Here is a 24,791-nt window from a genome sequence, read left to right on the forward strand (position 1 = left end):
CGCATCTTGCCTGCTGGTCAGCCGTCAGGCTGCGGCGCCCAACTTCGATCCATCCCCCGACATGCTATGGTCCCGTTCCCCTTTCGGGGTCTCAGCCGATTCATCACCGGCACCGGTAAGTCGGTCAGGCATGAGCTATGCCAATAAGCTCAGTTCATTCGAACACTCCTTTCTTCGTCGCGCCACAACGGCGCACGCCCATGCGGGTCACGATCCCTGCCGTGGTGCAGGCCGTCAACGGCGCCCTGGAATGAGCAGGTCTGCGGCATTCGCGAAAGGGGCTGGTCGCCCATGGGCGAGATGCGCTGGCGGGCACAGGCTCAGGCCATCGCGCAGCGCCGCGGCGTCGAGCAGGATCCGCCACGGCTCGCCATGCCGCCGGGCGGCAAGGTAGAAGGTCGCGCCATCGCACGCGACCATGCGGCATCGTTCCTGGCGATCGATCAGCGACGTGCTTGCGCCATAGCGAGCGACCAGATCGTCCAGATCGGCGCGCATCAGGGCGCCGCAGCGGCGGCACTGGGTGCGAACCTGGATCTGCAGCCGCTGCATCACGCCCACGCTCAATGTCCAGCGTGGCCAGAGGGCAATGATCCGGGCGGTGTCTGTCATGATCAAGTGGATAGCGAAGCGCTGGGTTGCGCGTCCAGCAGCACGTCCGAAAAGTCGGCCATGCCGTTCCATTTTCCCTATCACCGCTGCACCGATGGTTCCTTTCTGGCTTGGCGTCCTCGCCGCGGCACTTGCCAGCGCAAGCCCGATGCCGGGCTTCTCCACATCCGTTGCGACCCTACGGGTGCGCGGGCGCGCTATGCCTCGGCGGTCCGGTCGCCTGTCGAAAGGCCCCGATCGGCGGGGTCTGACACAGATCAGGAAGTCGAACGTCATGGCCGACACCCAGAATGACAAAGTCCTATCCGCAGACCAGCGCGTCGCTACCATCGCGCGGCTCAATGATGCCCTGCGCCAGTCCATCCATAGCCCGGGCGTCAACCAGGTGGTCATGACCGCCGGGGTCGCCGAGCTCATCGGCGATACCAGCCTGTTCCGCGGGTTCCAGCGCCGCGCCGAACTGCTGCGCACCGTGCGCGACTATGACGCCTTTGGTCCCGACGTCGATCCCCATGGCGAGCGTGATTTCGGGCGCTTCGAATTTGCCGGCGAAGCCCTGTACTGGAAGATCGACTATTATGATCGCGCGCTGACCTATGGATCGCCCGATCCGACCGATCCCGAAGTCACCACTCGCGTGCTGACGCTGCTTCTCACCCACGAATATTGAGCTATCATGGCCCCGACCCTGTCGGGGCCACTTTTTACCGAAAGGATTCGCAGATGAGCGAGCCTGTCATCCAAGCCCTCGACCGGCTTTTCGATCTCGCCGCGTCCGATACCGGCCAGGCGCGCCGCGCCGCGAACTTCCTGCTCGCCTGGTGGAATGCGCAAGACAATGGCGGGTTCGATCTCGCCGACCTGTTCGGCGTCGACCACGCCGTTGCGGCCGACATGGCCGTCGTGTTCGTCTATCTGGGCGGTCATCACGGCGCGATCTATCCCGACCAGCTCGGCTATGAGGACAAGATCGTCGCACTGGTCCACCAGTGGCGGTTGCGTGAGCCTGCCGACTGACTAAGGCGTCAGCCACGAGCGCTGATCGCGTCGCGCCAACCGAGCCCGCTGACGTTGCCGCCGGGCTGCGCACAATGTCTCACAGAGCGATGGTGACGCCGGCCATCCCCCTGACCGGGGGGATGGCCGAAAAGTCTGCTTGAGCAGACTATCGCCGGTGCCGTCTGACGCCCACCGGGTCTTGCTCCCCGGCACGAGAGGGGAGGCTGCGCGGCGAGAGCGGCCGCGTTTCGCTGCGCGGTGAGGGGACCGACCGGTTTCCCTGGAACATGCCAAGGAGACCCGCCGTGGCCGACTATTTTTCGCGTCATCCAGACCATGCGTTGCTGTTCGCATTCGTCTGCTTCGTCATCACCGTTTACCTGTTCCGTTATGTCGGACCCGGCATCGGCGGCGGTGGCGACTGGTCGTCGCGCGAGCATTATGAGCGCAACCTGCGCGATGGTCCGCACGACTATGAATCCTGACGGCGCGGCGCCGATGCGAACGATCGTCGTCAGTCTGCTCAAGGGCGGGGTCGGCAAGACCTTTCTCGCAACGCATCTCGCCTGGTATCTTGCCGAGCGAGATGGCAACCGGGTCGCGTTTCTCGATCTCGATCCGCAGGGCAGTTCCACCCGTCGGCTTGCGAGCGAGCGGACCGGGTGGTTCGCAGCGGACCTGTTCGATCCCGAGGCGCGGCTCGACCTGACCGATGCGCCCGGCATCACGGTTTTCGCCGCCGATCCGCGCCTGCAGATGGTCAAGGCCGCCGCGGATGTCCGCGATTTCCTCGGCCGGTTTCCCGCGCTTGGTGCGCATTTCGATCATATCGTCATCGACACCGGTCCCAAATGGGATGAGCTGACCTTGAGCGCGATGGCGGTGGCCGACGCGGTGATCGCGCCGGTTCAGGTCGCCGAGGATTCGATCGAGTGCGCCAAGATGCTGCTTACCGCGCTCAAAAAAGCGGAAGGGGCAAGAGGCGGGCGCAAGGTCGATTTTCTCGGGCTGTTGCCCTCGATGGTCAATCCGTTCGACCGGCGCGAAATGGACAATGCGGTCAAGCTCGCCCGCGCCGTCGGCGAGAAACTGATGTTTCCCGCCTTCATCAAGGCGCGACCGACCTACAAGCATTCGGCCGAACAGCATCATCCGGTCTGGCGCGAAACCGGCAGCGGCGCGAAAGCGGCCGCTGACGAAATCCGACCGATCCTGGCCGAAATCGTTCGCCGGATGGATCACCGTCGCCTGAGTGCGGCGTGATGGGCAAGTTCGATCAGCGCGCCGAAGAGTTTGGACTGCTTGTCGGTCTCCACGACAGCGCGCGGCGCGTCGAGGATCTGCCGCTCGACTGGATCATCGCCGACCCCGAAAATCCGCGGCGCGTGTTCGACGAGACGGAGCTCAAGGATCTTGCCGCTTCGATCGCGGCGCGCGGCGTGCTGCAGCCGATCATCGTCGCCCCGAAAAATGGTGACGGGCTTCATGTCATCCGCGTCGGCGAGCGGCGCTTTCGGGCATCGCGCCTTGCCGGGCGCGAGACAATTCCAGCGATCGTGATGGCGGTGGTGAACCGGGCCGATACGCTCGCCGATCAGATCGTCGAGAATGATCAGCGCGCGGGCCTCACCCCGCATGATCTGGCGACCGGGATCGAACGGATGCTCGCCGCCGGCGTCACCCAGGCGGAGATCGCCCGCGCGCTAGGCCGGTCTAAGCAGTTCGTATCGCTCTATGCCGCCTGTGCCGACATGGCGCCATGGTTGCGGGCGGCGATCGATCAGATGCCGATCCGGTTGCTCTACGACCTCCACCGCACCGCCCGAACCCACGGCGACGCGGTGCGCGCCTATGTCGAGCGGCTTGGCGATGAGAGCGTGACCCTGGCCGAGGGCGGCCGGTTTATCGCGGGGCTCAAGGCATCCGAGGCTCTGCCTGATACAGGGTTGCGTGACGTGCCTGCCTTGTCGAATGGGCAGGACACCGAGCGCGCTGCGCCAAGCAGGCCGGTTCGTGCCGGTGCAGGCCTGCGGTCGATGTTCGGCGCGGAGGTGTCTTTGGAGCCCCAGCCCCTTGATGCGGTTCGGGTGACCCTGGACGGGCGGACAGGACGTTTGATCCTGCCCGAGCGGGTTCGGGTGGTGTTCGACGACGGCGAGGAGATCGAAGCGCCCGTTGCCGATATCGTTATGGGGTAAACCGTCGTCCGGGCGGGGCGCTCACACATTCACCCCTCACTCCGCGTAGAAACGATCGAGTTTTTCAGACAATTTTGACAGCCGCGCCCCTTCTTCAGGGGCGCGGCTGTCTTCATTTTCTCGGATCGTACGGGTTGGATGGCTCAGAAATATTCTGCTTTTCTGTATATGTCAGGTCGGGTGAGAGGTCTGGCTAGAGGACGGGCGGAGTCTGCTTGAGCAGACTATAAGATGAGTGGTTTTAGGTGAGGGCCGGATAGGCTTGGCGCCGTCATTGTTAAACAATAGCACTGGGGTGTGGCGTTTTTTGGCCTCCGTCTGCCCGATGATCTCGCGGCGCGCTTCGATGCTAGGGCGACTGCCGCCGGCGGTCGCTCAGCGCTCCTGCGCAAGCTGATTGACGATGCGCTTGAGGAGGGCACGGGTGCGCCGTGCGAGACGGCTTCGCCTCGGACCCGCACGACTGACCGGCTGCAGCTTCGGCTCATGCGCGAGGATATTGAGAGGCTCGATGCGGCCGCCGATGCGCGCGGGCTCAAACGGACCGAATGGCTCGTAATGCTTTTGCGTCGGCGGCTTCATACGCATCCGCTTCCGCCGCGCGCCGACCGGGTACAGATCGCGCAGTCCTGGCGCGAGCTCAACCGGATCGGCATCAATCTCAACCAGGCGGTCCATGCCCTTCATGCCTCGACCATGGTAGATTCCCGTCTCGACCTGGCGCGTGAGGCCGCGCGGGTGGCATCCTTTCGCGACGAGGTAGGCGACCAGCTGCGCGCGCTTGGCCGCGCGCTAAAAGGTGACCTGAGCTATTGGGATACGCCCGATGACTGACGATGATGACGGCGTCCTGCCGCTCCCCAGTCTGATGGAAGCCTGGCGACCGCCGACCGGGGGCAAGCGTAGCCTGCGCGGGGGGACGCTGCGGATCCGTTCTGGCGGTGGCAAGGGCAGGGGCGGAATTGCCGCTGCGCCGATGTTGTCGCCGGCCGATGCGCGCGCCAAGCTTGAGCGGATCGTGCGCAAGGCGCCCGAGGTCATGGTCAAGATCTCGGGCAAGCAGCGTGGAGCCAGGCACCTCGCCGAACATTTTGGCTATATATCGCGGCATGGGAAACTCGAGGTTCGCAGCAGCGAAGGCGAGATCATCACCGACGAAAAGCGCCTGAAGGCGATCGCGGCCGATTGGGACATGCTCGATCAGGCGATGAACCTTCATGGCAAGGCGCGACCGACCTCGATGTCGATGGTGTTGTCGATGCCCGGCGGTACGACCGATGCCGCGACCATCCATGATGCCGTCCAGGCGTTCGCGCGCGCCGAGTTCGAAGGGCAGTTCAGCTATATGGTGGCGCTCCACACCGACACCGCTAACCCCCATGTCCATCTGACCGTCGCGACCCAGGGTGCGGATGGGGCGCGGTTCAATCCGCGCAAGGCCGACCTTCATCATTGGCGCGAAAGCTTCGCCCATGAATTGCGCCAGCGCGGTATCGCCGCCGAAGCGACGCCGCGCCGCGCGCGCGGCCATGTCCAGAAGCGGGTGCGCTCGCCGGCGCACCATCTGGAGGCACGGACAGCGGGGCAGGGGAGGGATTTGGATCTCAACCGGCTGATCGAAGAGCGCGCGCAGGCGTTCGCACGATCACAGAACCCGGAGCGGCGTGTGGAGGACGTGTTGGCGCTCGGCCGTCAGAAGCAGATCCGGGGGGCTTACGCAGAGGCCGCGGCAGCGCTGGCGGCGACCGGAAAGGACGAAGATCGCGTGCTGGCCGAAGATATCGCGGGGTTCGTGGCCGATATGCCGGCGGCGGTGTCGCGGCGGTTGGAGCGGGCGAGGGAGATTATGATCGCCGATCGGAGTTCGGTGGCAGCGGACAGCCGCAGCCGCAAGTCAGATGCTTTGCCCTCGGCTGAGTCGGACAAAGATCAACGCAAGCCCCCTGATCGCGAGCGCTAAAGACGTGGATAAGTTGGGGTAGGGGCGGACTTCAGTTAAAGCGCAGTCCGAATAGCCCGCCGGTTTCGGTCGCGTCGGTCAGCTTGGTGTCGAGGACGTAGGCACTAACATCAAAGCCGTCACGAAAGCCGTCCTTCGGCAAAGCATCCGAATTCATCGTGACGATGTATTGGAATCCGACTGCGGCAGCATGATCGGCGCCGAGCTGCAACGCTTTGGCCACCTGCCGTTCGTCGACCCCGTCAAACAGATGACTGTCGTGAACCAAGAAACCCGGCCCCATGCCCCGGCGGGCGGTCAGTTCGGCCAGCATGAGATCGAAGCAGAATATCTGCATGTTGGTGATGCCCTTGCTGCGCTGGGCATCGATACGAATATCGACCTGGGGACCGTTGGGCGTGGCGCTGACCGTCAGGCTCCCGGCTTTTTCGTAAAGCGCGTTGGACAGATCCTCGAACACGAGGATCGCTTCCTCGATGATGCTCTGACGCTCGTGATGATCGTCCTGAAGCGTCTTCAGGAGCCGGGCGCGCTCAATGTCGAGTTCGGCTTTCGTGCTTTCGATCTGTTCCGCCGTCGTGAGGCGTTGTCTCAGTCCCTCGGCGTCCGCCTCCGCGCGACCGGCTTCCTGCTGGAGCGCTGCGTAATGTTCCAACGCGCCGCCGGATTGGAGGATGCCCATCAGCTGCCGACGACGCCCATCAAGCGTTTCGCGCGCACGATCGCGCGTGCGGATACGATATTCCGCAGCCTGGACCTCGGACGTCAGATGCGATCGCCGATTTTGCACGATCGCCTGGTGAAACTCTTCCACTTCCTCGAAGCGGCGACCGACCGATCCCGGCAGTACGACACCGGCTTCGCGATAGAGGCGGTCTAGGCTGGTCGTCGCGGGCGGAAGCTCGCTGTCGATCGCCGCGCGCAGCTGTATGACCAGTTCCCGATCAGCGGTATTGTCGTCGCTGAGTGTCGAAATCTCTCGCGTGATCTGCGAAGCCTCCTGCTCCATCCCCGAATATTCGGGAACGACATTGAAGGTGTTGAGTTGCTCGCGCATCCTTCTGGCACGGGCTTCGGCGATCGTCATGCGGGTCCGGAGATCAGCCGCCGTGCCGAAATAACGGCCGAGACTGCCGTCCTTCGCCGCCTTGCGCAACTCCGCCATCGCGCGCTCTCGCGTGCGGACCTCCTGAAACTGTTGCGGCACGCTCGCGTCGAGGCCCAAGAGATAACTGATCGCTACCTGCTGATCCCAAGCCTGCTGCATCGAGGATTGCTGTGTGGGCGACACGAACCCGCCGCTATTCTGCCGTCGCACGAAATAGGAGAATAGAGATCGAAAGCTCGGCCGAAAGCGGCCGTTTGCTTCGTCGTCCACATCCGGGTTCAGGCGGAAAAGCAGCGCGCCCAATGCGGCGCGCCAATTTTCGTTGCTGATGACCAGATCGCCGGTCTTGGCTTCGAGAGACGGGGCGATCGGCCAATCGGATGTGTCACCCTGCAATCGGATGCGGGACGGCTTGGTGCCGGATCGCGCGACATCGACGAGCGTCGGTCCGATATCGACGCGGGCCTCGAAGCTGAAGCCTGCCAGTTCATCGGAGCGGAAAATGCTGTCCTTGTCGGCATTGGCGCCGAACAGGAAGTGGATCAGCTCGACAAAGCTGGTTTTGCCGGCGCCGTTGCGGGACTGCCGATCGGTCGCCCCATCGCTCTTGTCGGCGAGCAAGATGTTCAACCCGGGCCGGAAGGCCAAGCTCTTGAAGCTCGGAAGGTCGCTGGAAATGCCGTGAATCATGAAACGGCCTTCTGGACCAGACCACGATCGAACTGCACGGCCTTCACGATAAACAGCAGGTCGAGCGCCAGCACGAACCAGTCATAATTGATCGGTGCAGATACCGCCCGATCGCTGCGAGAAATGCGTATCTCATCCCAGAGACGCGAGACGGTCATCGGCTCGCGCAGGCAGCTGAGCACGTCGGCACCAACCGCCAGGAGCGCCCGATCGGGCCGGATATGTTTGGTCGGTAGAATCATATCGCGTCGATTCGAATCGCGTCCTCAAAGATGTCACAACGTTCAAAAAAGTAGGAAAGCACAGCGAGCACCGCGCCTTGGCGCGCTGGTTCTCCGGTCATACCCCCCGCGAAAGCTTGAAGCTCGCCGAAGATATCGTCCGGTGATAGCCCTACCGCCTTCAGGGCCTGATAGCGCACCCGGAACGCTTGTGCGATCTCTTCCCCGAGGTCGGGATCAGGCCAGCCGGCAAAAAAGGCTTCGACCAACTGCTCCCGGCGGCGGCCTTGCCGCAGCAGCCCGGCTGCGTCCTGGGAGAGGGCATTGCGTTCGAGCTTTGCCGCCGAGGGCGCCACCAGCGATGGTTCCGCGTCCGGTTCCTGCCGTTGAATTGCCAGCAGCACCGACCGCAACGCCTCGAAATCGAGCTTCTCCAGCACACGGCCCGATGGAACGGCGCCAAAGAGATCTTCGAGCTGGTGGAGCGCGAGCGACATGGCGATCAGCCGCAATTCCGCTTCGCCGCAGACGGCCAAGGCGACGTTCGGATTCGCGGCGTTGAGCGCGGCGAGTTTCTTGACGGCCTCGGCCGGGAGGCCGCGAATGTCGTTATGGACAAACTCCCACCGCAGCATTTTTGTCGTCCAATGGACGAGCGCGCCTGCGAAATCTTCATCGACCTTGGCAAGGAGGGGTTCGAGTTTCATTGCATCGGGCGCATAGCATTGGAACACGGTGCCATCGCTGGCCCGGAAGCCATCGCATTTCAGGTCGCCTTTCGGGCCGTAAGGACGGACGGGTTGGAAATCGCCCGGAAAGGCATGCGCCATGATACGGGCGAATAGGGTCTCGAACGCCTTGCCGCGCTCGCGCAGAAAGGCGTTCTCGAACTTGAGCCCATAGGCAAAGCGTTGCGTGTCGTCCAATTCATCCCCCGAACTTGACCACCATAACCTTTGGCAGAATCAGCAAGCAAATCTATTAATTTAGGCCCATCGTCGGGCGATGAGCGACGCACTCTACTCCGGCAGGTCGGCTTCGCGCAGAGCGCGCATAACCTCGCGAAACACGCCTTCGAATGGCGGAAGATCACTCATTTGTTGCTGCAGCCGCCCTGTCCAGAGCGTGCCTAAACGCTTTTCCTTGGCGGCGATCGCAGCGGTCACGCCAGCGGGCGTGCGTTCCCGAAGAGCGAGCTTCTTGGTGAACTCGGCGAGGTGTTCCGCCGGTCGGATGTCACGCTCCTCAAGCAGATTCCAAAGGTCGTAGAGATCGCGCGGCTCGGTGCGCGCCCTGTCCGACAGAGCCGCCAGCTTTTCGACGAATATCTCCGCCAGGCTATAGGCGAGCACCGTCGGGCCTTCCGGCAAATCGGCAAATTCCTCGAAGGTCCGCAGGATCGGACGCTCGGCCAGCGGAAAGCAGAACACCTCGTTGATCGTGACATCGACTTTCACGTCGCTGCGCGCGGGTAGGGGGCCCTTGTAACTCAGATAGAAGGTGTGGGTGTTTTGATGGCCATGCCTGTCCGGCCGGTCATAGGCCATGTTGATCCCCGACGCCGCCTCGACGATCGCAAAGATCTCATTCAGGCCGGAGAGGATCGCGTCCAGTTCGATCGGCTTGATCAGCGAAAAATCGAGATCCTCTGAGAAGCGGTAATTCTCGAACCAGCAGCGGCGCAAGGCCGTCCCGCCCTTGAAGGCGAGAAATTCGCGCAAAGGATGCTGAGCCAGACCGGTCAGGAACCAGGCCAGGCAATAGTCGCGTTCGATCACCGCCTCGGGCACGCGGCGGCCGCGCGGCTTGAGAAGGCCGTTGGCGATACGGGAGAGATCGCGCTGCGGAATCATCAACTGCTCCGGATTATGTCGAGTTCGTCGGGTTCGACGTTGAGTCGGATGCGCCATCGGGCCAGCATCCGGCCCTCATTGGGAAACAGGGGATCGAGGCGCTGATAGGTCGGCGTCAGCCGCGCGCGCAACGGCTCCAATGCGACTGTGTCGGCCAGCCCGTAAAATTCCAGCAGATAGCCCAGGCGGCGGATCACCGCGCCAACGCCGAGGCGAAGCGCGTATTCGATCATCAGTTCGACCCGCAGCGTGTCGCGCTTCATCCAGAGTCCCTTGGCAACCTCCGTAATGCCACCGACATATTGCGGATGGTCGAGACCATCGATGATGGTCCGCTCAGGATCGCTGACCCTGATTTGCTCTTCGGATGTGATCCAGATCTCGGTCAGACCGAAGAAGTCCTGCGATTTGACGTCGACGAAGCGGAACTCATACCCATGGATGTGCTGCGGGCGCAGCCGTTTGGTGCAGGAGACGATGATGGCCAACTGCGGCTGGGTGACCATGCGGTGCAGCTCGAGGGCGCTGCCGTGGGAGATGAAGTAGTCCGCCTCGCCGACCAGCGTTCTTGCGATGAGGTAAGGATCGCTCACATGCTCGGTGTCGCGGCCCCGCTCGAACGGCACCAGATTGTAGAGACCAGGCTTTAGGCGCGTGACAATCCCGCGCGCTTCGGTGTTCGCGACGAGGCTGCGTGCCGATGATGGGCTCAGCCCTGTGATCTCGGTGACGTCCGCGAGCGAAAAAATCGGCTGACGGCGTTCGTTGAGTTCGACGATCAGCTGGGCGGCCCGAGGTCCAAGCGTCTTGAGATTATATCCTTCGCGCAATTTGAGCCTCTGCGAGCGATGTCCGGCGCGTTCGATATAACGGTAATTATATTGTCTGGCAAGATTGTCGTGTTTTGCGGGACGGTCCGCACGCGCAGTATACATCCGACAGGCGCTGGGGTTGGGCCGCTCGAGGTTTATCAATCATGACAAATGTTCGGCACAGACGAACAAAAGTAGCATTTCTTGAACCAGGAACCGATCGCCTGAGCCATATCTCGTACAAGGGCTGCGGCACAAAAGACCGATTCCCGGTCACCGGGACCGGCTGCGTTCCTGGGGCTTGGGCTCGCGACCTGGACGAGGGATAGGCGGCTTGGCCGGATCACGGCCGCGGACCACGTCCTGCCTGACGCTGGGGGAGACATCCTTGACCATTGCCGGGCGGATGGTTCGTCCCGCGGCAATATGCGAATCGAGCTGTGTACGGGCGACGGTCATCACCCGCGCAACCGCCTCGGGGTTGTCGAACAACGTCCGTCGGATCACCGCTTCCATCACGCGCATCTGACTATCGGCCGCACGATCATTCGGCGAGGTGCCACGATCGCCGCGCCGGGCATCCGACCTTTCCAAACCATTGCCCTCGCTCTGCCGACTCATTCCGGATGACCCGCGGACAGCATCGAGATCACGTGCTGCTGCCATGGGCGCAATCGTATTACGGCTCGTCTCCCCGCGGAGTCGGTCGAGCTCCTGGAGATCGCGATCATTGGGCTTGTAGCCACGTACCTCCAGCCCCTTTTGACTGGCCTCGATCCAGACCGATCGCCGAAATTCTTCCGATCCCGTGACGTGAATCCGATCCCAATTGCGGTGTTGGGCGATCGCCACCAGATCCTTGACGACCTCCTGGCTCTCCGTCGCCGTGACCAGACGCCGGCCTTGATCGCGAAACGCGGGATCCTTTGCTTGCGCCGTCGTGAAAAAGGCAGGTTCGCCCGACCATTTTGCCTTGTCAGCATAATAGCGCTTCCGCACGCTGTCCGGCACATCGCCCGCCTCGAGGGAATGCACCTTGGGCGCGTTTCGCGGCGCACCAACAGCGCTAGCATGATCAGGCGCTTCAGTGGGACCGTCTTTCGGTCCCCTAGGCGAGGACTTTTCAGGCGCCTGCGCCTTGCGCTGTTCGGCGTCATCGATGCCAACGCTGTTGGTAATCGTCCGCGCCGCGCCCGATTGCTTGCGATCATTCTCTGCCATGGTCATGCCTCTCGGTCACAAATGCTGGAGATTGGGCGTCGGCGCCGACGGGCTCGAGAACGGCCCGGGCCGTCATCGCCGTGACAAAGGCGATAGCGGCCTTTTCGTCGCCGGGCGGTGGTAGATCCACCATGTCGCCGAGCACCAACATGTCATCGGTAATTTCGGCAAAGCCCGACAGTTCGTCATCGGTCAACGCGCGCGAGCTGGATCGTGCCTGCTCCGCCGCAGCAGTCGCTGGACGGTCGTTCAACAGAGCAGCCCGCTTCGCGCTCAGGGCCTGCGCTAACCGATCACTGCTGCTCGCCTCGCCGGCCAATTTGGCGGCGGACGATACGGCATTGATCGCGATCGGACGGGGCGCGACCTTGGGCGGGTCACTGATCCGGCTCGTGAAGCGCTTCGACCGGAAATACTCAATCTTGCGGCCCCTGACGGGCGGAATGCCGCCGCGCATCAACAGAAGGTCGCCCTTGGGCATCTGCATCAGTTCCTGGGGCATCATCAGCGCGCGCCGCTGGTCCGATTCCGATACGCTGCGGTTGGCGAGCAGGCCATGGATCGTGCGGCTTTTCGATTTGACGTTCATCGTGAAAAAGCCGAGCCGCTCGGACAGTTCGTTGGCGACCTTCAGCTCCTTGGGTGTGAATACGATCTCCAGACCGCAGTTGGCGATGATCTCGTCGGTAACGTCCACGCCATAGATACCGCGGGGCTGAGACCGGCTCTGGATGACGGGCAACAGGCGAAGCCCGTAGCCTGCAACATAGGAAAAAGCCGACGCGATGACCGGCGCCTTGCCGAGGCGGGCGAACTCGTCGAGCAAAATGAGTACCGGCACGCGGCCACCATTTTCAGGCAGTTCCCGCGTATTGAGATCGATCAGCTGCTGGAGGAAGAGGTTATAGACGGGCGCTATCCGGTCGATGTTATCGGGCGATACGCCAAGATAGATCGATATCCGCTCGCGGCGGATCTGGCGCAGATCGAAATCGGTCTCTGACGTCGCGGCATCAACATAGGGATTGAGCCAGAGATTGAGTTTCGAGGTGATCGTCTGCTTGATGCCCGAAAATGTGTTGTCGGACGCGGAGGTGAAGTCACTTAGCGCCGACACACACGCCTGGCTCAGCCGCTGGCCACGGCGCTGGGCCTCTTCGACGACCTTCGGCAGTTCGACCTTTGGATCGCCCGTCGTCAGTCGCCGATAGATTTCGCCGATCGTGAAGGGGAGGGCGGGATTGGCCGCGACAAGCGCGCCGACGCCGACAAAGGCGGCGCGCGCCGCTTCCGCCCAGAACGGATCAGCCTTCTCAGGGGCCGGAAAGAGCATGCCGCCGATCTTCTGGAGTTCATTGATCACATCGGTGTCGTCGAGCCGGTCGATGAAGCTCAAGGGATTGTAGCGGGCGCTTCGCCCTTCAGGATCTAGCGGATCGAACAGATAGACGGCTTGGCCATGCCGTGCGCGAAAACCTGCGGTGATGTCCCAGTTCTCGCGCTTCACATCGAGCACCACCACCGAGTCCGCCCAACTCAGAAGATTGGGGATCACTACGCCGACGCCCTTGCCGGCGCGCGTCGGCGCCTCGAGCAAGACATGTTCGGTGCCGCCGAAAACCAGATAGCGCCCGCCTTTCTGCCCGACGATGATCCCACTGTTGCTGCGCAGATGTTCGCGTCGGATCTCGCTTTCGCGCGCGAACCGTGCTTCGCCATGAAGCGTGCGCCCCCGCTTCAGCATGATGAGCAGGATGACGAAAGCGATGGCGCCGGCAACCAACGCACCGCGCTCCAGCCACAGACGCAGAAGTGGATCGCCGCGGTAATACCAGAGCCATGCGGGTATCGCCGAGATCTGCATGTGCGGGCCGATCTGGTTGAGCCCGACGAGCGCGACCAGCACCGCGCACAAGGCACATGCCAAAAAGGTTGCCGCGAGCATCCCCGCGACGATCGCGACCTTAGTGAGCGGTCGCGCGTCCGACAGGCGGGTCAAAATACACCTCCTCGACTTCGAATTTTCCGGCGCGCTTGCGGGTCTGGACAACGACGTCGACGAGCATGTGCAACAGCCCACGGATATCGTCGCGGGCCAGATCGCGTCCGCCCTCGGACTCCTTCACCAGCAGGGTAAGCTGCTCGAACGCGCCCATGGCCGAGCCGGCGTGGACGGTCGTGATCGAACCAGGGTGGCCCGAGTTAACGTTACGCAGGTAGAAAAAGGCAGTCCCGTCGCGCAGCTCCTGCAGGAGGATGCGATCGGGCCGCATGCGCAGCGCACTTTCGAGCAGCTGCTTGGGGCCGACCTTCGCCAGGCCCTGTCGCTCGCTCGAATAGACCATATGCACGACATTGCGATGCTCGACGACGAGCTCGCGCGTATCCTCGATCGTGAGCAGCCGCTCGTCGGGCGGAATCAACTGGATCAGCGCCTTGGCGAAGGTGGTTTTGCCGGAGCCGGTCGCGCCGCTCACCAGGATGTTCTTGCGGGCGGCAACTGCGGTCTTGAAGAAAGCTGGCCAGTCACCGGCGTCGCGCTGCGCGACCAATTGCGCATCGACTTCGCCGAGACCGCGGGCGGCCGAGCGTGTGGCGGTGAACAAACCTGTCTGGGCGAGTTGATCGATCGCGAGATTGACGCGCGAGGGCTTACGCACCGTGAAGGATGGAGCACCAGTCGGCGTCACCGACGGAATGACGATCTGGCAGCGCTCCCCGCCTGGCAGAATGGTCGAGCAAATCGGGGTCTCGGCATTGACGTCCTGCTGGGTGAAGCTTGCGGCGGCGACAGCCAGCGTCGCCAGCCAGTCGCTGTCAAGCTCGGCGACGCTATGCCAGTGCCAACCGCGATGATCCTCGATACCGACTTCGCCGGGCTTGTTGATCACCAGCTCGGTGACCTCGACCGGCTCCAGCAGCGGCAGGATCGGCGCGAGATAATGGCGCAGGACGGCGGTATCGCTCATGGGTCAGCGCCGCAGCTCGAGATTGTAGACGTCGGCGAAGTTGAAGTCCTTGGCGACGAAAATCCCGACCTCCTCGCCCTGATTCTTCTTCAGCACCGGTCGGATATTGATGCTGTTCTGGAGCGCGATGCTCGCCCCCTCGCTTGGGGTCCGGGTCGTGTTATTGAAGTTGTTGCTGCCACCCGAAACGGACTGACCGGCGATATAGGCGGCGTCGTCGACCAGCGAGAGCAGCAACGCGCTGCCGAAGCGCGCCCAGAAGAAGGTGTCCACGGACCCGGCGATGCCGGCGCGGCCAAGGGCGTCCGACCCCGGCGAAGCCAGGTCGATGCGCACGCCCAGCGGCGTGACGGCGCGCGTCCACAAGACGAACAGGCGGTTCTGCCCTTGCTGGATGCCGCCATGATATTCGCCGAGGACTTTGGTGCCCTTCTCCATGAGCACGACACGGCCATTCTCCGAATAGACGTCGCGCGGGATCAGGCACGACGTGTAGCCTGGCTGCGCCGAATTCATCGCTGTCTGGAGGATGCAAGGAATCAGCGTACCGGCGGTGACGAGATAATTGCGGTTGGGCAGCATCGAAGCCCGTGCCTCGCCGACCGCCGAACTCTGTCGAAGCGCGTCGAGCGCGTTAGGTGTGCCGCGGGGGGCCGGATCGGCCGAGCCGTCGGCACCACCGTCCGGACTGGCGGTAGCACTTCCACCCGGCGACGGCTGTAGCGCATCGCGGCCTCCATAGGCGATCAATGTTGATCGCCGTGCCTGATCGGCCAGGTTTTGGCGCGTATTCTGCGTTGCGCCCGCCGGCGCTGCACCCGGTTGCATGGCAGGCACAATCTGTCCGTCAGGGCCGACGCCCTGCGCACCAGGCGGGGGATTGATGACGGGCGCGTTGGGATCTGCGGCGAGCGCGCCAAGCGGCTGGGGTTTCGCCGCGACGGCATCATACGCGACGGTCTCGCGCGCGGCCAGATCGGGGCGTTTGGCCATCGACTCCGGTTTGCCCATCAGGCTGCCGGCATTGTTGGCGCTTGGCCCCGAGTTGACCCACAAGATGCCGAGAACCATCGCTGTCCCCGCGAAAATCAGCGCGGTATTCCGCTTCGCCGGTGTCATCCCGCCGATCGGATCGATGCCGCGCTCGCGGATGATTTCGTCGCGTTCAGGTGTTGGATCGCCGTGCGGGCGACGAGGGGCCTCGGCCGCAGACTCGTCCATCGCGTTCACTCCTTCGGGTCTTGTATGGTGCGTTCGACATGCGGCGACGCTGTGTTGGTGCCGTGATCGACGCCGTAGGGTGTCGGCGCGAGATTATAGATGCACAGCACCTCCCGGTTCCGGCGCAGGCGCAGTTGAGCCGCCACGGCGTGGACGACCACGAACTCGTCCCGGACATCGAATGGGACCAAAGTCTCCGAACCGTCCGGGCGCACGAGATAAATCGCCGGGATTTCATGGTTGCCGGGAAAACGCAGCACCGTGAACTGGCCGTTGTCGGAGATCTCCGACGGCTGAAGATCGCTCGCGCCCTGGACTTTGTAGTTCAGATTGCGCGGTCCATCGATGACGCCGTGGTCAAGGGCTCCCCGAACGGCGCTCGCCTGCAATGCAGCGACACGCTGTGCTTCTTGCGTCGCGCGCATGCGAGCGGCACGATCAGCTTCATCGCGTGGGTAGCGAAACCGAACCTGGAAGAATGTATCGCGGCTTCCGCTGCCGATCGGTCCCCGGCGTGCTGTCAGTTCGAAGGCGTAGTTGCGCAGCTCACCCCCGCGATTGGTCGTGACGATAAGGTTCGTCGGTCCCGCCCGCTCACGGGGCTTCAGGAACAGAATGTGACCGGCAACCGCCACTTCCCAGGAGACGGTGTCGCCGAGCGCGACATGTTCGATCGTCTCGTCGTCGCCGAGCACGACCTGGGTCGCCGTCCGGAATGTGCCAACGATCCGATAGACCTGTGTTTCCTGATACTCGACGAACTTGACGCGTGAATCCGCCGGCCCGCCGCGCGGCGTGTCCTCCGCCAGCGCGGATGTCGCTAAAATGGCGAGAAGGCCCGCTATGGGAAGAAGGCGGTTCACCGCACCACCTCGGGGTCCGCGCGGTAATTCTCGACTTGGAACCCCAATGGGTTGCGATAGCGGTCGCCCTCCGCCATCGGCGCGTTCGTGTACCTGAACGTGACCGTCGCGATCCAGTCGCTACTCTGCGTATCGGTGTCGGTCTGCACTGCCCGCGTGAAGCGGACGTTGGCAACACGATCGTTGATGAAGGCAATATTGCGCACGCGGGCCTGGACGACCGCGCTCTTGCCCCACACGACCTGTGGGCTTGCGGCGTTGTTCGAGCTGAAAAACCGGCCCCAGCGTTGCTGCTCGCCTGGTTCGGACAGGATAGTGACGGCCCGGAAATTCTCTTCGGCCGCCGCCGGCAACCAGCTTTCCCGGGTCCGAACATATTGTGCGAGGAAAAATTTCGTGACCGCCTCGTCATAGCGCATCGGCTTCTGGGTGATGGTGGTCTGCACGTCGACGGCGCCCGTCGTCTGGTTGACGCGAATGATGTACGGCATGACCGTTTTCAGCGGGGCAAGGCCCGCGAGTGCGAAACCTTCCGCGGTCGCGGCAAGCAGGCCCAGGCCGGCCACGACCCAGGCGATGCGTTCGGACCGTAACGATTTGCGCTGACGATCCTGATCCCAGGATCGGGCATGGCCGAAATAGAGTTCGGCGTCCTTGGCCGGCACGCCTTCGGTCTGGTTCCGCATGATCAGCAACTTCCATAGGTGCTGGGAGCTGCTCGCGCCGATGTCTTCTCGGACAGGGGAACGGGCGGGGGCGGTGTGCCGCGATCAGCTGGTTGCTTGATCTGCGGCACGGGTGGTGGGGCAGGGGGCGCCACCACGGCGAGGATCGGCGAGCCCGGTAGAACGCTCCCATAGATGTTGACGTCGCGCAGGTGTTTGCCATTGCAGACGGGCAGTTTCTTCGGGCCGGAAGCCCCTTGGGCGAGCGTTGGGAGCAGGGCGATGACGAGCGCCGTTCGTCGGAGCGCACGGACTATCGTGGACGGGCTCGTCATTAGGTGTTCCTTCCTCATGCGCGGCTCACCGAACCGCCGCGCTGAGCGGCCCGTTCAAGATTGCGACTGTTGCGAGCGATACGGCGTTGCTGGAACGGTGCCGCCACGGACCCCCACGCAGAGCCGGCGAAGGCGCCGATGCCGGCAGACGCGCCCCCGGCGATGCCGGTTGCGATCGACGGCGCCTGGAAAAAGAAGATCGTGCCGAGGAAGATGTAGACTGCGAACAAGACGGCGCCGATCGTAACGTCCGGAGTTCCTTGGGCTGCTGTAAGCGCGGTGGCACCGAGATCGGTGATGAGCGCTGTGATGGCAATAATCACCGCCATCAGGACGATGTAGTTGAACACCTGTCCGAGCCACCCGTAGAAGAAACGCCGCGTGGGTTCGAACAGCGACAGTGCGATGAAAATCGGCCCGAGCGCGATCACGACAGCAAGCGCCACTTTCGCGAACACAGTTATCGCAAATCCGATTGCCGCGGAGAGGCCTGCCAATCCGTAAATAGCGACTGCCAGCGTAAGCAGGACGAGCTTCCAAGGGTTGATGTCCAGATAGGTCGCGGCCTCGGTCCTGATGATGAGAACGATGGAATCGACCTGGCCGAAATAATCGTCGAAAACCGCACCAACGCTGGTGATGGTCTTGCCCGCAAGCGCCTGAGAGATGGCATCCGGCATCCCGTGGAAAAGCGGGTCCGTGATCCACTCGGAATAAGCGACCGTGGTAGCCGCCACATAGAGCAGGCACAGCTTCACCATCCGGTAGACGAGCTCGCCCCAGGGCTCGCTGACGATTCCGCGCATCACCATGTAGCCGAACAGGGCGATGTAGATGACTAGGCCAAGCGCCAGCGGTCCCCGCACGACATCAATGACGTTGGTGAGACGCTCGTTCAGGAAGAGATCGAGCTTACCGTCAATGTTGGTGTAGATATCCGCGAAGAGTGTGGACGCCATGGCCAATTCCCCGCCTATTTGTGACCCAGCGAACGCTCGAGCTTGTCAGCATTTTCAACGTCTTTCGCGTTGCTGCACTCCTGAGCATTGGTGTGGGTGCCGTCGGCGCACGCGGCGAGGATTCCAGCGCGGAGCTTGGGATCGGACTTCAGGTCCGCCTTGCCGACCGGCTGCCCGCAACCACTGAGGGGCATGGCCGCCAAAACGGCGAGGATCGCCACGATCCCCTTCACGGCCGACTACTCAGGCTCTGCTGAAGCTTGGCAAGGCCGGTTTCGTCGTCTCGCTGCGAACGCAGCCTCGCCTCGGCGGCCTGCCGCATCTGAAGCGCCTGAAGCTGGACAGCGTCGTTCTGGATATGCGCATTCTCGACTCCAATCCGGGCCTGAATATCCATGACCTCTTTCGCGTCCGATGCGCTGTCGAGGGAGGAGCGAAGCTCCTCGAGACCGGTAGTCCGCTGAGCGGTGACTCCGTACGCCGCTTCGGCGATCGCAGCGTCTCGGGCCGCCATTTCGCCATTTTTAGAGATGGAATCCCGGTTCGACCGTTCGAACGCGGTAGCACCCACCCGAAGGTCCGGCAGTTCAACGCGGTTGCTGCTACGAATGCGAGCAGCAGATGAACCCAGGCTCCCCAAGCCGGAGATGTCGGACGACATCAGCCGCTGGATGTCGCGCGCTTCGCTTGGGAGCAGGTGGCGAACGGCATCGGTGTTCAGGGACGAAGCAATCTGGTTGACGTTCGTCAGCTTGTTGACGCTGTTGTAGAGCTCGGTTGCCTGCGAAATCTGCTGTTTGCCCTGCTCGATCATCGACAGGGTGTTCTTCACCGTCGAGAGCGTCTGCAGGAAGGTGCTGGAATCATAGACCGGAATGCCTTGCGCGAACGCCGGCGTGGACATTGCCAGTCCGCCGACAATCGCGAGCGCTCGAATTGCTTTCATGACCTTATCCTTTCCTTCTGGTGGTGACCCGACGGCGCTCGTGAAAGACGGGCAGCCAGTCGCTGGGATCGTCGCCATGTTCGCGGCGAACCTGATCGAGGATTCCGACGGTTTCGGTGGTGCCCGAGAGGACCGCCAGTTCGTCGGACAGCCCGCCGAGATCGAGTTCCACGACGATGGAATCGTGTCCCTGCTTCACCAGAAACCGCCGGCTTTCGGGGATCAGATCGTTTCTGATGAGTTTGAACTCGGCGCGGGTGAGGCCAAGACCATCGATATAATCGACCTCCCGGCCATGCGGGTTGGGCAAGAGGATCTTGGTTGCGACCTGCTCCATGATGCTATGCGAGATGTCCGAGCGCAGCGCGTCGGCCGGGCTTTGCGTGCCGAAGACCAGAAAGGCATTCTGCTTCCGGTAGGTTTTCAGGCCATCCTGCGCGAAGGCGCGGAAGGCATCATCGCCCAGCGCCTTCCAGAACTCATCGATGTCGATCACGAGGCGACGGCCATCGAGCAGGGCATCGATCCGGTGGAACATGTACATCATGAGCGGCGTGCGGATCTCGGGATTGTCGAGGAAATCCGTCATGTCGAAACCGATGAACCGGGCCTCGAGGGTCAACTCGTCCCGGTCATTGTCGAACACCCAGCCAAGCGCTCCGCCGCGTGACCATTTCTCAAGCCGCGCGCCTATCCCTTCCGGATCGCGCTGTCCGAGCAATTGACGTAGCGCTAAAATAGACCGTTCTTCCGGGGGAAGACGTCCGATCGAAAGGATGCCCTCGTCGATCATCCGCTCCTGCGTGACGCCGAGCTGGGTGCCCGAGGGGGTCACCAGATACCGGATCAGCCTGCCGAGGAAGACGATGTTGCCGGGGGTCTGCTCAAGCGCTCGGAGCGGCGCGAAGCCGGTCGGCACGCCGTTGCGCAGCGCCAGATACGTGCCTCCGGATGACCGTACATAGATTTCGGCGCCTCGGTCCTTGTCGATGAAGATCTGCTGCGCGCCGGTTTTCTCGAGCTGCGCCATAAGGAAATTCTGGACGACAGTCTTGCCGCCACCCGACGGACCGATGATCAGCGTATGGCCGAGATCGTTCACATGAAAATTGAAGTAGAAGGGAGACTGGGCCGCGGTCTTCATCAATGCGATCGCAGCGCCCCAATGGTTGCCCTCCGCCTTGCCGGCAGGAAAGGTGTGGAAGGGGGAGAGGGCGGCGAAATTGCGTGACGTGATCGCCGCTGGCCGCGCTCGCCACGCGAAGTTGCCCGGAAGCTGCGACCAGAAGGCAGCCTCCAGCGCCGGACCCTCCCGAGCGGCCACCAGACCCGCGTCGGCGAGCGCGGCCCGAGCGGTCGAGAGATTTTCGGCCAATCGCTTCTGGTTTTCACCGAAAACCGCCAGCGAGAAATGATGCTCGCCCAGGACGAAGCGATTGCTCTGCAGATCGTCGGCCGCGTCGGCCAGCTCAAGCGCCTGGCTTGCGGCGGCATCCTCGGTCGATGCCATCTGGTTCTGGCGCCGCCGCAAGCGCTCGGAGGCCCGCGCCTTGCCCATGAACGCAAAGGACTGCGTGACGACGAACGCGAAATCCTGGCTGAGGAGCGCGTTCATCTGGCCGGGTCGCGTCATGGCCGGATATTCGCGGATACCGAACAGGCCGACGAAGCGGCTCGTATCATGCGCGCGCACCTCGACCGTCTCGCGGCCGAAGATAACGCGTTCCCCATAAATGGCGGAACCGATATGGCCGCGGACCAGCGGCACCCTGCCGGCGCGGCCCATCATCACCAGCTCGAGCACCTCGAGCGGTTGGGAAAACATCAGGCCGTTATGCTCGTACAGGTGCAGACGTTGGGGTCGGCAGCGTGCGAGGAGCTTCTCGATATCGCGCGCCTTGTCCTCGAAGCGTGCGAGCTCATCCTCGTCGACTTCGGTCCCTTCCTTGCGCGCCGACGCCAGGCGGCGAAGCAGCAGGCCGGTGCGGTCGGCCGATCCCACGGACGGGCGCATGATCAGGGTGAGGTACAGTTCGTTGACGAACATCCGCTTGGCGGTGACCCGCGCACGATATTTTGCATCGAGATCGGCCGCAAAGGCCGAGCGGAACTCGCCTTCGGGATAGTCTGTGATCGGCCGGCGAACGATGTGGGTCCAGATTGCGAGGCGGTCGTCGGCAATATTGCGCAGCGTACCGTTGAGCTTCTCGTGCCAGTCGTTGAGATGGACAGGGTCGGCGGTTTCGAACGCCATGCCTTCGAGCTTGAACATCATCATGAGGTCCCGCCCGTCGAGCGCGATGACGTTCTCGTCGATATGGCGCGCATAGGGCAGGTAACGCGCCGGATCGGCCTCTTGTTTGAGTATCCGCCAAGGCGTGCGGGCTGTCGCCCCGCTCAATGAGCTGGCCCGGCTAGCCACGTGCGAAGCCCGGGCGCTTTGCGCCGTCGATCGGCAGGGGGGAGTAAGAGCTGCCGCCCCACCAGCCGCGGTTGCGGCAGCGCGCCTTGGTCGTCGTCCACAGCCACAACAGGCGAAACGCGTTGGCGTCGTGCCGGACAATCAGTCGGGCAATCGCCAGAAACGCACCGGCCAATGCGAAAGCGTAGAGCGGGTTGCCGGTGATGATGAGGGTCAGGCACGCTGCCAGCGCGATCGGCAGTGACGCCTCGATCGGAACGCCCAACCACATCGTTGGTCGGGTCACGGCCAGGAAGAGCGTTTCTTCCCTAAGCTTTTCGTCGTCCATCGCGGCGCACTCACGCGCCGCCGGTGATGGTATCGACGATCCACTGCGCGCTGAACACGATGAAGATGCCGACGATGACCGTCACGAGGAGACCGAGGCTTGCACGGCCCGTAAAGAACATGAAGCCGACGATGACGACCGCGATCACCGCGATCGTCTTGGCAAATGTCCCGGTCAGCCAGGTCTTGATATTCTCGGCCATCGAGGTGACGCCATCGGCGGCCTGGGCATGCGCGGGGTCGCTCAGCAGCATCGAAACCAGCATGGCTGCGGCGATGAGCGCTAGCGTCTGGACGAAAGCGCGGCGACGCGGCGGGAGCCAGGTGGATAAGGTTGAAGCGGAAATTGTCATTCGGTCGGTCCTTCTCTCGATACCGGCGTCCCGTCGCCAAACACCATCATCGAGGCGGTTTGGGCGCGTGCGGTGATGTCCCAGGACCGCGGTGTTTTCGCCGCCGCCTGCACAATGCGAGGCTCCTGGATTGGCGTTTCGGATGCGGGTCTTGGAGGAGGTGGAGGAACCAACCCTGCGCCAGTTGGCGCTAATCCCCTGATCGCGGGAATGATGATCGCAGAGCTCGCATAGACTCTCGCCACATAGCCGTTGCCAAAGCCACGGGCCTGGCTTCCGGTATTGTACATCGAAAGAGCAACGGAGATCGCGCGATCGGACGAACCTTGGGTGCGCGCCGCGTCAAGAAAGTTGCTCGACAAGACCCGCGCTGCGGCGGCGAGATTGCGACAGGGATCGAATGTGTCCTCGATCGAAAGGCCCAGCCATCGAAGATTGGCGCTGTTGATCTGCCCGAGGCCGAGGTCAATATTATAGCCCTTGGCGATCAACGACCGGGCGATCCGGGCGGCCGCCGCAGGCGTAGCGGGTATTTCGGGTCGGACGCCGCGGGCGTTAACGCCGATGGCCAATGTGTCGAACTTGCTTTCGGCATGCACGACGGAAAGCAGTGTTTCCGGCGCGACCGAGGGCGCGCATTGTTGCGCGAGGGCGACGACACTGGCTAGTTGCAGGATCATCGTGATCCCATTTCGGCAGTGTCCGGTACCGGCGTCAGACGCTCGATATTGGCAAGCGAAAAGGTTTGTTGCCGACCATCGGCAAACGTCATCACGACACGGCGGCGGGTGGCGGAGTCGCGGTCGTAAATCCTGGTTTTCGCCACACCGCCGCCGCTACAGCCGGGAAAGGAGCCGCCGGTCGCCAGCTTTTGCCAAAGCTTGGTCATCGGGGGGATGCACGCGCCATATTGCGTCGCACCGCCCGGATTTGAGAGGCAGAGCAGAACCTGGCAGCCAAGATCATTGGCTCGCGCCGGAACCATCTGGGCGGACATCACCAGGAACGGCACGGCAAGGGCAAAGCGCAGGCGCTGCATCTGATTTCTCCGCTTTTCAGCGCCGCTGCATTAAAAATGCGCCGACCACTCTCCGTTGAAAATCACTTCTCTTTTGAACCCTGCGCGGCATTTTCGGGCAATCCCCCCACAAGGGGGGAGCGCGCTGGAATCAGCCGTCGCTCGATGCGACACGCAACCGGCGCTGATCTTCCAGGAATTCCTCAAGCGCTGCCGCTTGATCTGGACGGAGGGCATCGATCGCACCGAGATGGTCGAGGCGCTGCTCCCCGAGCAGAATAGAGGGGCATTGCCCTTCGTAGTTTCCAAGATTGGGTCTGTGCTGCTGATAGCCGACCAGTGCGGCCAGGCTGGGTGCGAACGTGCGCGCCACTTCAGGCGGATACACCAGCCACTGATTTTCGTACGGCTTCAGCCACCCCAGGCAGTAGCTCACGATCATGCCACGACGCACATCGGACGACTGGTTGCCGCCGGCGCCGTGAAGCGTCGAACCGAGAAAGACAATCGCAGATCCCGGGCTGCATTCCACGGCAACCGGCTTCTCGGGAGGCTCCGGAGTTAGCGCATTTGCGGCGTGACTGTTGGGCCAGATCAGGGTCGTCCCATTGTCAGCCCGATAGTCAGTGAACGGCCACATCACGTTGATCAGATATTCGATTTCTCCGGTCTGGCCGCCCCACATATCCTGATCCCTGTGTGGAAATTGCGGCAGGGCACCCGGGTGCAGTTCAAGGGCCTGGGCGAGATTGAGCTGGATCGTGTCGCACCATGGGCCGAGTACAGCCTGCGCCATCTCTAAGATCTGCGGGTGCTGGATGAATGCCGGCGCATGTCGGGATCTCTTGAGCAGACTTCCGAACCGCTTGGTGCGAGCACCATAAAATCCGCCTTCACAGAACGGCGTTGCGTCAAAGTGAGGAGCAAGATCTGTCGCCAGCAGGGCGACGTCGCCCACTGGCATCAGGTTCGGCACGACGCAAAAACCCTCCGCCAACAATGTCTCGCAGAGCGAACGATGCGGCTCAGACCGGAGCGT

27 protein-coding genes are annotated in these 24,791 nt (G+C 62.8%); 6 read left to right on the top strand and 21 right to left on the bottom strand.

What is annotated here, in order from left to right; translation table 11 throughout:
- Positions 1 to 234 precede the first annotated feature (234 nt).
- The gene (locus K3A85_RS16280) at positions 235 to 777 is read right to left on the bottom strand and encodes a hypothetical protein (protein WP_225207584.1); all 543 of its coding nucleotides are present in this window, start codon (positions 775 to 777) and stop codon (positions 235 to 237) included.
- A gap of 109 nt (positions 778 to 886) precedes the next feature.
- On the opposite strand from K3A85_RS16280, the gene K3A85_RS16285 reads away from it, so the two are divergent.
- From K3A85_RS16285 to K3A85_RS16310, 6 genes are all read left to right on the top strand, one after another.
- Positions 887 to 1,282: a DUF3768 domain-containing protein gene (locus tag K3A85_RS16285; RefSeq protein WP_225207585.1), complete on the top strand. Its 396-nt coding sequence runs from the start codon at positions 887 to 889 to the stop codon at positions 1,280 to 1,282.
- Positions 1,283 to 1,335: 53 nt separating this feature from the next.
- Positions 1,336 to 1,629, top strand: coding sequence for a DUF7673 family protein (locus tag K3A85_RS16290; protein ID WP_021243496.1), 294 nt, complete (start codon positions 1,336 to 1,338; stop codon positions 1,627 to 1,629).
- A gap of 480 nt (positions 1,630 to 2,109) precedes the next feature.
- Positions 2,110 to 2,874, top strand: coding sequence for a ParA family protein (locus tag K3A85_RS16295; protein WP_225207653.1), 765 nt, complete (start codon positions 2,110 to 2,112; stop codon positions 2,872 to 2,874).
- A complete protein-coding gene (locus K3A85_RS16300; RefSeq protein WP_225207586.1) occupies positions 2,874 to 3,809 on the top strand; it encodes a ParB/RepB/Spo0J family partition protein in 936 nt (311 codons plus the stop codon). The genes K3A85_RS16295 and K3A85_RS16300 overlap by 1 nt, the downstream gene beginning before the upstream one ends.
- Positions 3,810 to 4,106: 297 nt before the next feature.
- Positions 4,107 to 4,643, top strand: coding sequence for a mobilization protein (locus K3A85_RS16305; protein WP_225207587.1), 537 nt, complete (start codon positions 4,107 to 4,109; stop codon positions 4,641 to 4,643).
- A complete protein-coding gene (locus K3A85_RS16310) occupies positions 4,636 to 5,769 on the top strand; it encodes a relaxase/mobilization nuclease domain-containing protein (protein WP_225207588.1) in 1,134 nt (377 codons plus the stop codon). Before K3A85_RS16305 ends, K3A85_RS16310 begins: the two co-directional genes overlap by 8 nt.
- Before the next feature lie 31 nt (positions 5,770 to 5,800).
- Here the strand turns inward: K3A85_RS16310 and K3A85_RS16315 are convergent, their stop codons facing one another.
- From K3A85_RS16315 to K3A85_RS16410, 20 genes are all read right to left on the bottom strand, one after another.
- Entirely contained in the window at positions 5,801 to 7,567 is a 1,767-nt protein-coding gene (locus tag K3A85_RS16315) for an ABC-three component system protein (RefSeq protein ID WP_225207589.1), read from the bottom strand.
- Positions 7,564 to 7,809 (bottom strand): ABC-three component system middle component 6, encoded by a 246-nt coding sequence (locus K3A85_RS16320; RefSeq protein WP_225207590.1) that lies wholly within the window; start codon positions 7,807 to 7,809, stop codon positions 7,564 to 7,566. The genes K3A85_RS16315 and K3A85_RS16320 overlap by 4 nt, the downstream gene beginning before the upstream one ends.
- Positions 7,806 to 8,714, bottom strand: coding sequence for an ABC-three component system protein (locus K3A85_RS16325; protein WP_225207591.1), 909 nt, complete (start codon positions 8,712 to 8,714; stop codon positions 7,806 to 7,808). Before K3A85_RS16325 ends, K3A85_RS16320 begins: the two co-directional genes overlap by 4 nt.
- Positions 8,715 to 8,807: 93 nt before the next feature.
- Complete coding sequence (locus K3A85_RS16330; protein ID WP_225207592.1) at positions 8,808 to 9,641, bottom strand: nucleotidyl transferase AbiEii/AbiGii toxin family protein; 834 nt, start codon at positions 9,639 to 9,641, stop codon at positions 8,808 to 8,810.
- The gene (locus tag K3A85_RS16335) at positions 9,641 to 10,576 is read right to left on the bottom strand and encodes a type IV toxin-antitoxin system AbiEi family antitoxin domain-containing protein (RefSeq protein WP_225207593.1); all 936 of its coding nucleotides are present in this window, start codon (positions 10,574 to 10,576) and stop codon (positions 9,641 to 9,643) included. Before K3A85_RS16335 ends, K3A85_RS16330 begins: the two co-directional genes overlap by 1 nt.
- A 150-nt stretch (positions 10,577 to 10,726) precedes the next feature.
- Complete coding sequence (locus tag K3A85_RS16340) at positions 10,727 to 11,674, bottom strand: LPD7 domain-containing protein (protein WP_225207594.1); 948 nt, start codon at positions 11,672 to 11,674, stop codon at positions 10,727 to 10,729.
- Positions 11,661 to 13,619, bottom strand: a complete 1,959-nt coding sequence (locus K3A85_RS16345) for a type IV secretory system conjugative DNA transfer family protein (protein WP_225207654.1) — start codon at positions 13,617 to 13,619, stop codon at positions 11,661 to 11,663. Before K3A85_RS16345 ends, K3A85_RS16340 begins: the two co-directional genes overlap by 14 nt.
- Before the next feature lie 19 nt (positions 13,620 to 13,638).
- Entirely contained in the window at positions 13,639 to 14,643 is a 1,005-nt protein-coding gene (gene virB11, locus K3A85_RS16350) for a P-type DNA transfer ATPase VirB11 (protein WP_225207595.1), read from the bottom strand.
- A 3-nt stretch (positions 14,644 to 14,646) separates the two neighbouring features.
- Entirely contained in the window at positions 14,647 to 15,864 is a 1,218-nt protein-coding gene (gene virB10 / locus K3A85_RS16355; protein ID WP_225207596.1) for a type IV secretion system protein VirB10, read from the bottom strand.
- A 5-nt stretch (positions 15,865 to 15,869) separates the two neighbouring features.
- Positions 15,870 to 16,727, bottom strand: a complete 858-nt coding sequence (virB9, locus tag K3A85_RS16360; RefSeq protein ID WP_225207597.1) for a P-type conjugative transfer protein VirB9 — start codon at positions 16,725 to 16,727, stop codon at positions 15,870 to 15,872.
- Positions 16,724 to 17,413 (bottom strand): virB8 family protein, encoded by a 690-nt coding sequence (locus K3A85_RS16365; protein ID WP_225207598.1) that lies wholly within the window; start codon positions 17,411 to 17,413, stop codon positions 16,724 to 16,726. Before K3A85_RS16365 ends, virB9 begins: the two co-directional genes overlap by 4 nt.
- A 328-nt stretch (positions 17,414 to 17,741) precedes the next feature.
- Positions 17,742 to 18,686: a type IV secretion system protein gene (locus K3A85_RS16370; protein ID WP_225207599.1), complete on the bottom strand. Its 945-nt coding sequence runs from the start codon at positions 18,684 to 18,686 to the stop codon at positions 17,742 to 17,744.
- Positions 18,687 to 18,700: 14 nt separating this feature from the next.
- Complete coding sequence (locus tag K3A85_RS16375; protein WP_225207600.1) at positions 18,701 to 18,919, bottom strand: EexN family lipoprotein; 219 nt, start codon at positions 18,917 to 18,919, stop codon at positions 18,701 to 18,703.
- Positions 18,916 to 19,632 carry a type IV secretion system protein gene (locus tag K3A85_RS16380; RefSeq protein ID WP_225207601.1) on the bottom strand — a complete coding sequence of 239 codons (717 nt, stop codon included), beginning with the start codon at positions 19,630 to 19,632 and terminating at the stop codon, positions 18,916 to 18,918. The genes K3A85_RS16375 and K3A85_RS16380 overlap by 4 nt, the downstream gene beginning before the upstream one ends.
- 4 nt (positions 19,633 to 19,636) lie before the next feature.
- Positions 19,637 to 22,054: a VirB4 family type IV secretion/conjugal transfer ATPase gene (locus K3A85_RS16385; protein WP_225207602.1), complete on the bottom strand. Its 2,418-nt coding sequence runs from the start codon at positions 22,052 to 22,054 to the stop codon at positions 19,637 to 19,639.
- Positions 22,047 to 22,382, bottom strand: a complete 336-nt coding sequence (locus K3A85_RS16390; protein ID WP_149524010.1) for a type IV secretion system protein VirB3 — start codon at positions 22,380 to 22,382, stop codon at positions 22,047 to 22,049. The genes K3A85_RS16385 and K3A85_RS16390 overlap by 8 nt, the downstream gene beginning before the upstream one ends.
- Positions 22,383 to 22,392: 10 nt before the next feature.
- Positions 22,393 to 22,734 carry a TrbC/VirB2 family protein gene (locus K3A85_RS16395; protein ID WP_225207603.1) on the bottom strand — a complete coding sequence of 114 codons (342 nt, stop codon included), beginning with the start codon at positions 22,732 to 22,734 and terminating at the stop codon, positions 22,393 to 22,395.
- Positions 22,731 to 23,414 carry a lytic transglycosylase domain-containing protein gene (locus tag K3A85_RS16400; protein WP_225207604.1) on the bottom strand — a complete coding sequence of 228 codons (684 nt, stop codon included), beginning with the start codon at positions 23,412 to 23,414 and terminating at the stop codon, positions 22,731 to 22,733. The genes K3A85_RS16395 and K3A85_RS16400 overlap by 4 nt, the downstream gene beginning before the upstream one ends.
- Positions 23,411 to 23,773: a hypothetical protein gene (locus K3A85_RS16405; RefSeq protein ID WP_225207605.1), complete on the bottom strand. Its 363-nt coding sequence runs from the start codon at positions 23,771 to 23,773 to the stop codon at positions 23,411 to 23,413. Before K3A85_RS16405 ends, K3A85_RS16400 begins: the two co-directional genes overlap by 4 nt.
- Positions 23,774 to 23,903: 130 nt before the next feature.
- Positions 23,904 to 24,728: a phytanoyl-CoA dioxygenase family protein gene (locus K3A85_RS16410; protein ID WP_404822970.1), complete on the bottom strand. Its 825-nt coding sequence runs from the start codon at positions 24,726 to 24,728 to the stop codon at positions 23,904 to 23,906.
- Positions 24,729 to 24,791 lie beyond the last annotated feature (63 nt).

It is taken from the genome of Novosphingobium huizhouense (assembly GCF_020179475.1).
In the GTDB taxonomy this organism is placed as follows: domain Bacteria; phylum Pseudomonadota; class Alphaproteobacteria; order Sphingomonadales; family Sphingomonadaceae; genus Novosphingobium; species Novosphingobium huizhouense.

Coding starts and splice junctions, on each gene's coding strand:
- K3A85_RS16310 (WP_225207588.1), top strand. CDS start 4,636: ATGACTGACGATGATGACGGCGTCCTGCCGCTCCCCAGTCTGATGGAA.
- K3A85_RS16315 (WP_225207589.1), bottom strand. CDS start 7,567: ATGATTCACGGCATTTCCAGCGACCTTCCGAGCTTCAAGAGCTTGGCC.
- K3A85_RS16365 (WP_225207598.1), bottom strand. CDS start 17,413: ATGCGGAACCAGACCGAAGGCGTGCCGGCCAAGGACGCCGAACTCTAT.
- K3A85_RS16340 (WP_225207594.1), bottom strand. CDS start 11,674: ATGGCAGAGAATGATCGCAAGCAATCGGGCGCGGCGCGGACGATTACC.
- K3A85_RS16300 (WP_225207586.1), top strand. CDS start 2,874: ATGGGCAAGTTCGATCAGCGCGCCGAAGAGTTTGGACTGCTTGTCGGT.
- K3A85_RS16295 (WP_225207653.1), top strand. CDS start 2,110: ATGCGAACGATCGTCGTCAGTCTGCTCAAGGGCGGGGTCGGCAAGACC.
- virB10 (WP_225207596.1), bottom strand. CDS start 15,864: ATGGACGAGTCTGCGGCCGAGGCCCCTCGTCGCCCGCACGGCGATCCA.
- K3A85_RS16285 (WP_225207585.1), top strand. CDS start 887: ATGGCCGACACCCAGAATGACAAAGTCCTATCCGCAGACCAGCGCGTC.
- K3A85_RS16370 (WP_225207599.1), bottom strand. CDS start 18,686: ATGGCGTCCACACTCTTCGCGGATATCTACACCAACATTGACGGTAAG.
- K3A85_RS16290 (WP_021243496.1), top strand. CDS start 1,336: ATGAGCGAGCCTGTCATCCAAGCCCTCGACCGGCTTTTCGATCTCGCC.
- K3A85_RS16320 (WP_225207590.1), bottom strand. CDS start 7,809: ATGATTCTACCGACCAAACATATCCGGCCCGATCGGGCGCTCCTGGCG.
- K3A85_RS16330 (WP_225207592.1), bottom strand. CDS start 9,641: ATGATTCCGCAGCGCGATCTCTCCCGTATCGCCAACGGCCTTCTCAAG.
- K3A85_RS16395 (WP_225207603.1), bottom strand. CDS start 22,734: ATGACAATTTCCGCTTCAACCTTATCCACCTGGCTCCCGCCGCGTCGC.
- K3A85_RS16380 (WP_225207601.1), bottom strand. CDS start 19,632: ATGAAAGCAATTCGAGCGCTCGCGATTGTCGGCGGACTGGCAATGTCC.
- K3A85_RS16405 (WP_225207605.1), bottom strand. CDS start 23,773: ATGCAGCGCCTGCGCTTTGCCCTTGCCGTGCCGTTCCTGGTGATGTCC.
- K3A85_RS16390 (WP_149524010.1), bottom strand. CDS start 22,382: ATGGACGACGAAAAGCTTAGGGAAGAAACGCTCTTCCTGGCCGTGACC.
- virB11 (WP_225207595.1), bottom strand. CDS start 14,643: ATGAGCGATACCGCCGTCCTGCGCCATTATCTCGCGCCGATCCTGCCG.
- K3A85_RS16400 (WP_225207604.1), bottom strand. CDS start 23,414: ATGATCCTGCAACTAGCCAGTGTCGTCGCCCTCGCGCAACAATGCGCG.
- K3A85_RS16335 (WP_225207593.1), bottom strand. CDS start 10,576: ATGTATACTGCGCGTGCGGACCGTCCCGCAAAACACGACAATCTTGCC.
- K3A85_RS16345 (WP_225207654.1), bottom strand. CDS start 13,619: ATGCTCGCGGCAACCTTTTTGGCATGTGCCTTGTGCGCGGTGCTGGTC.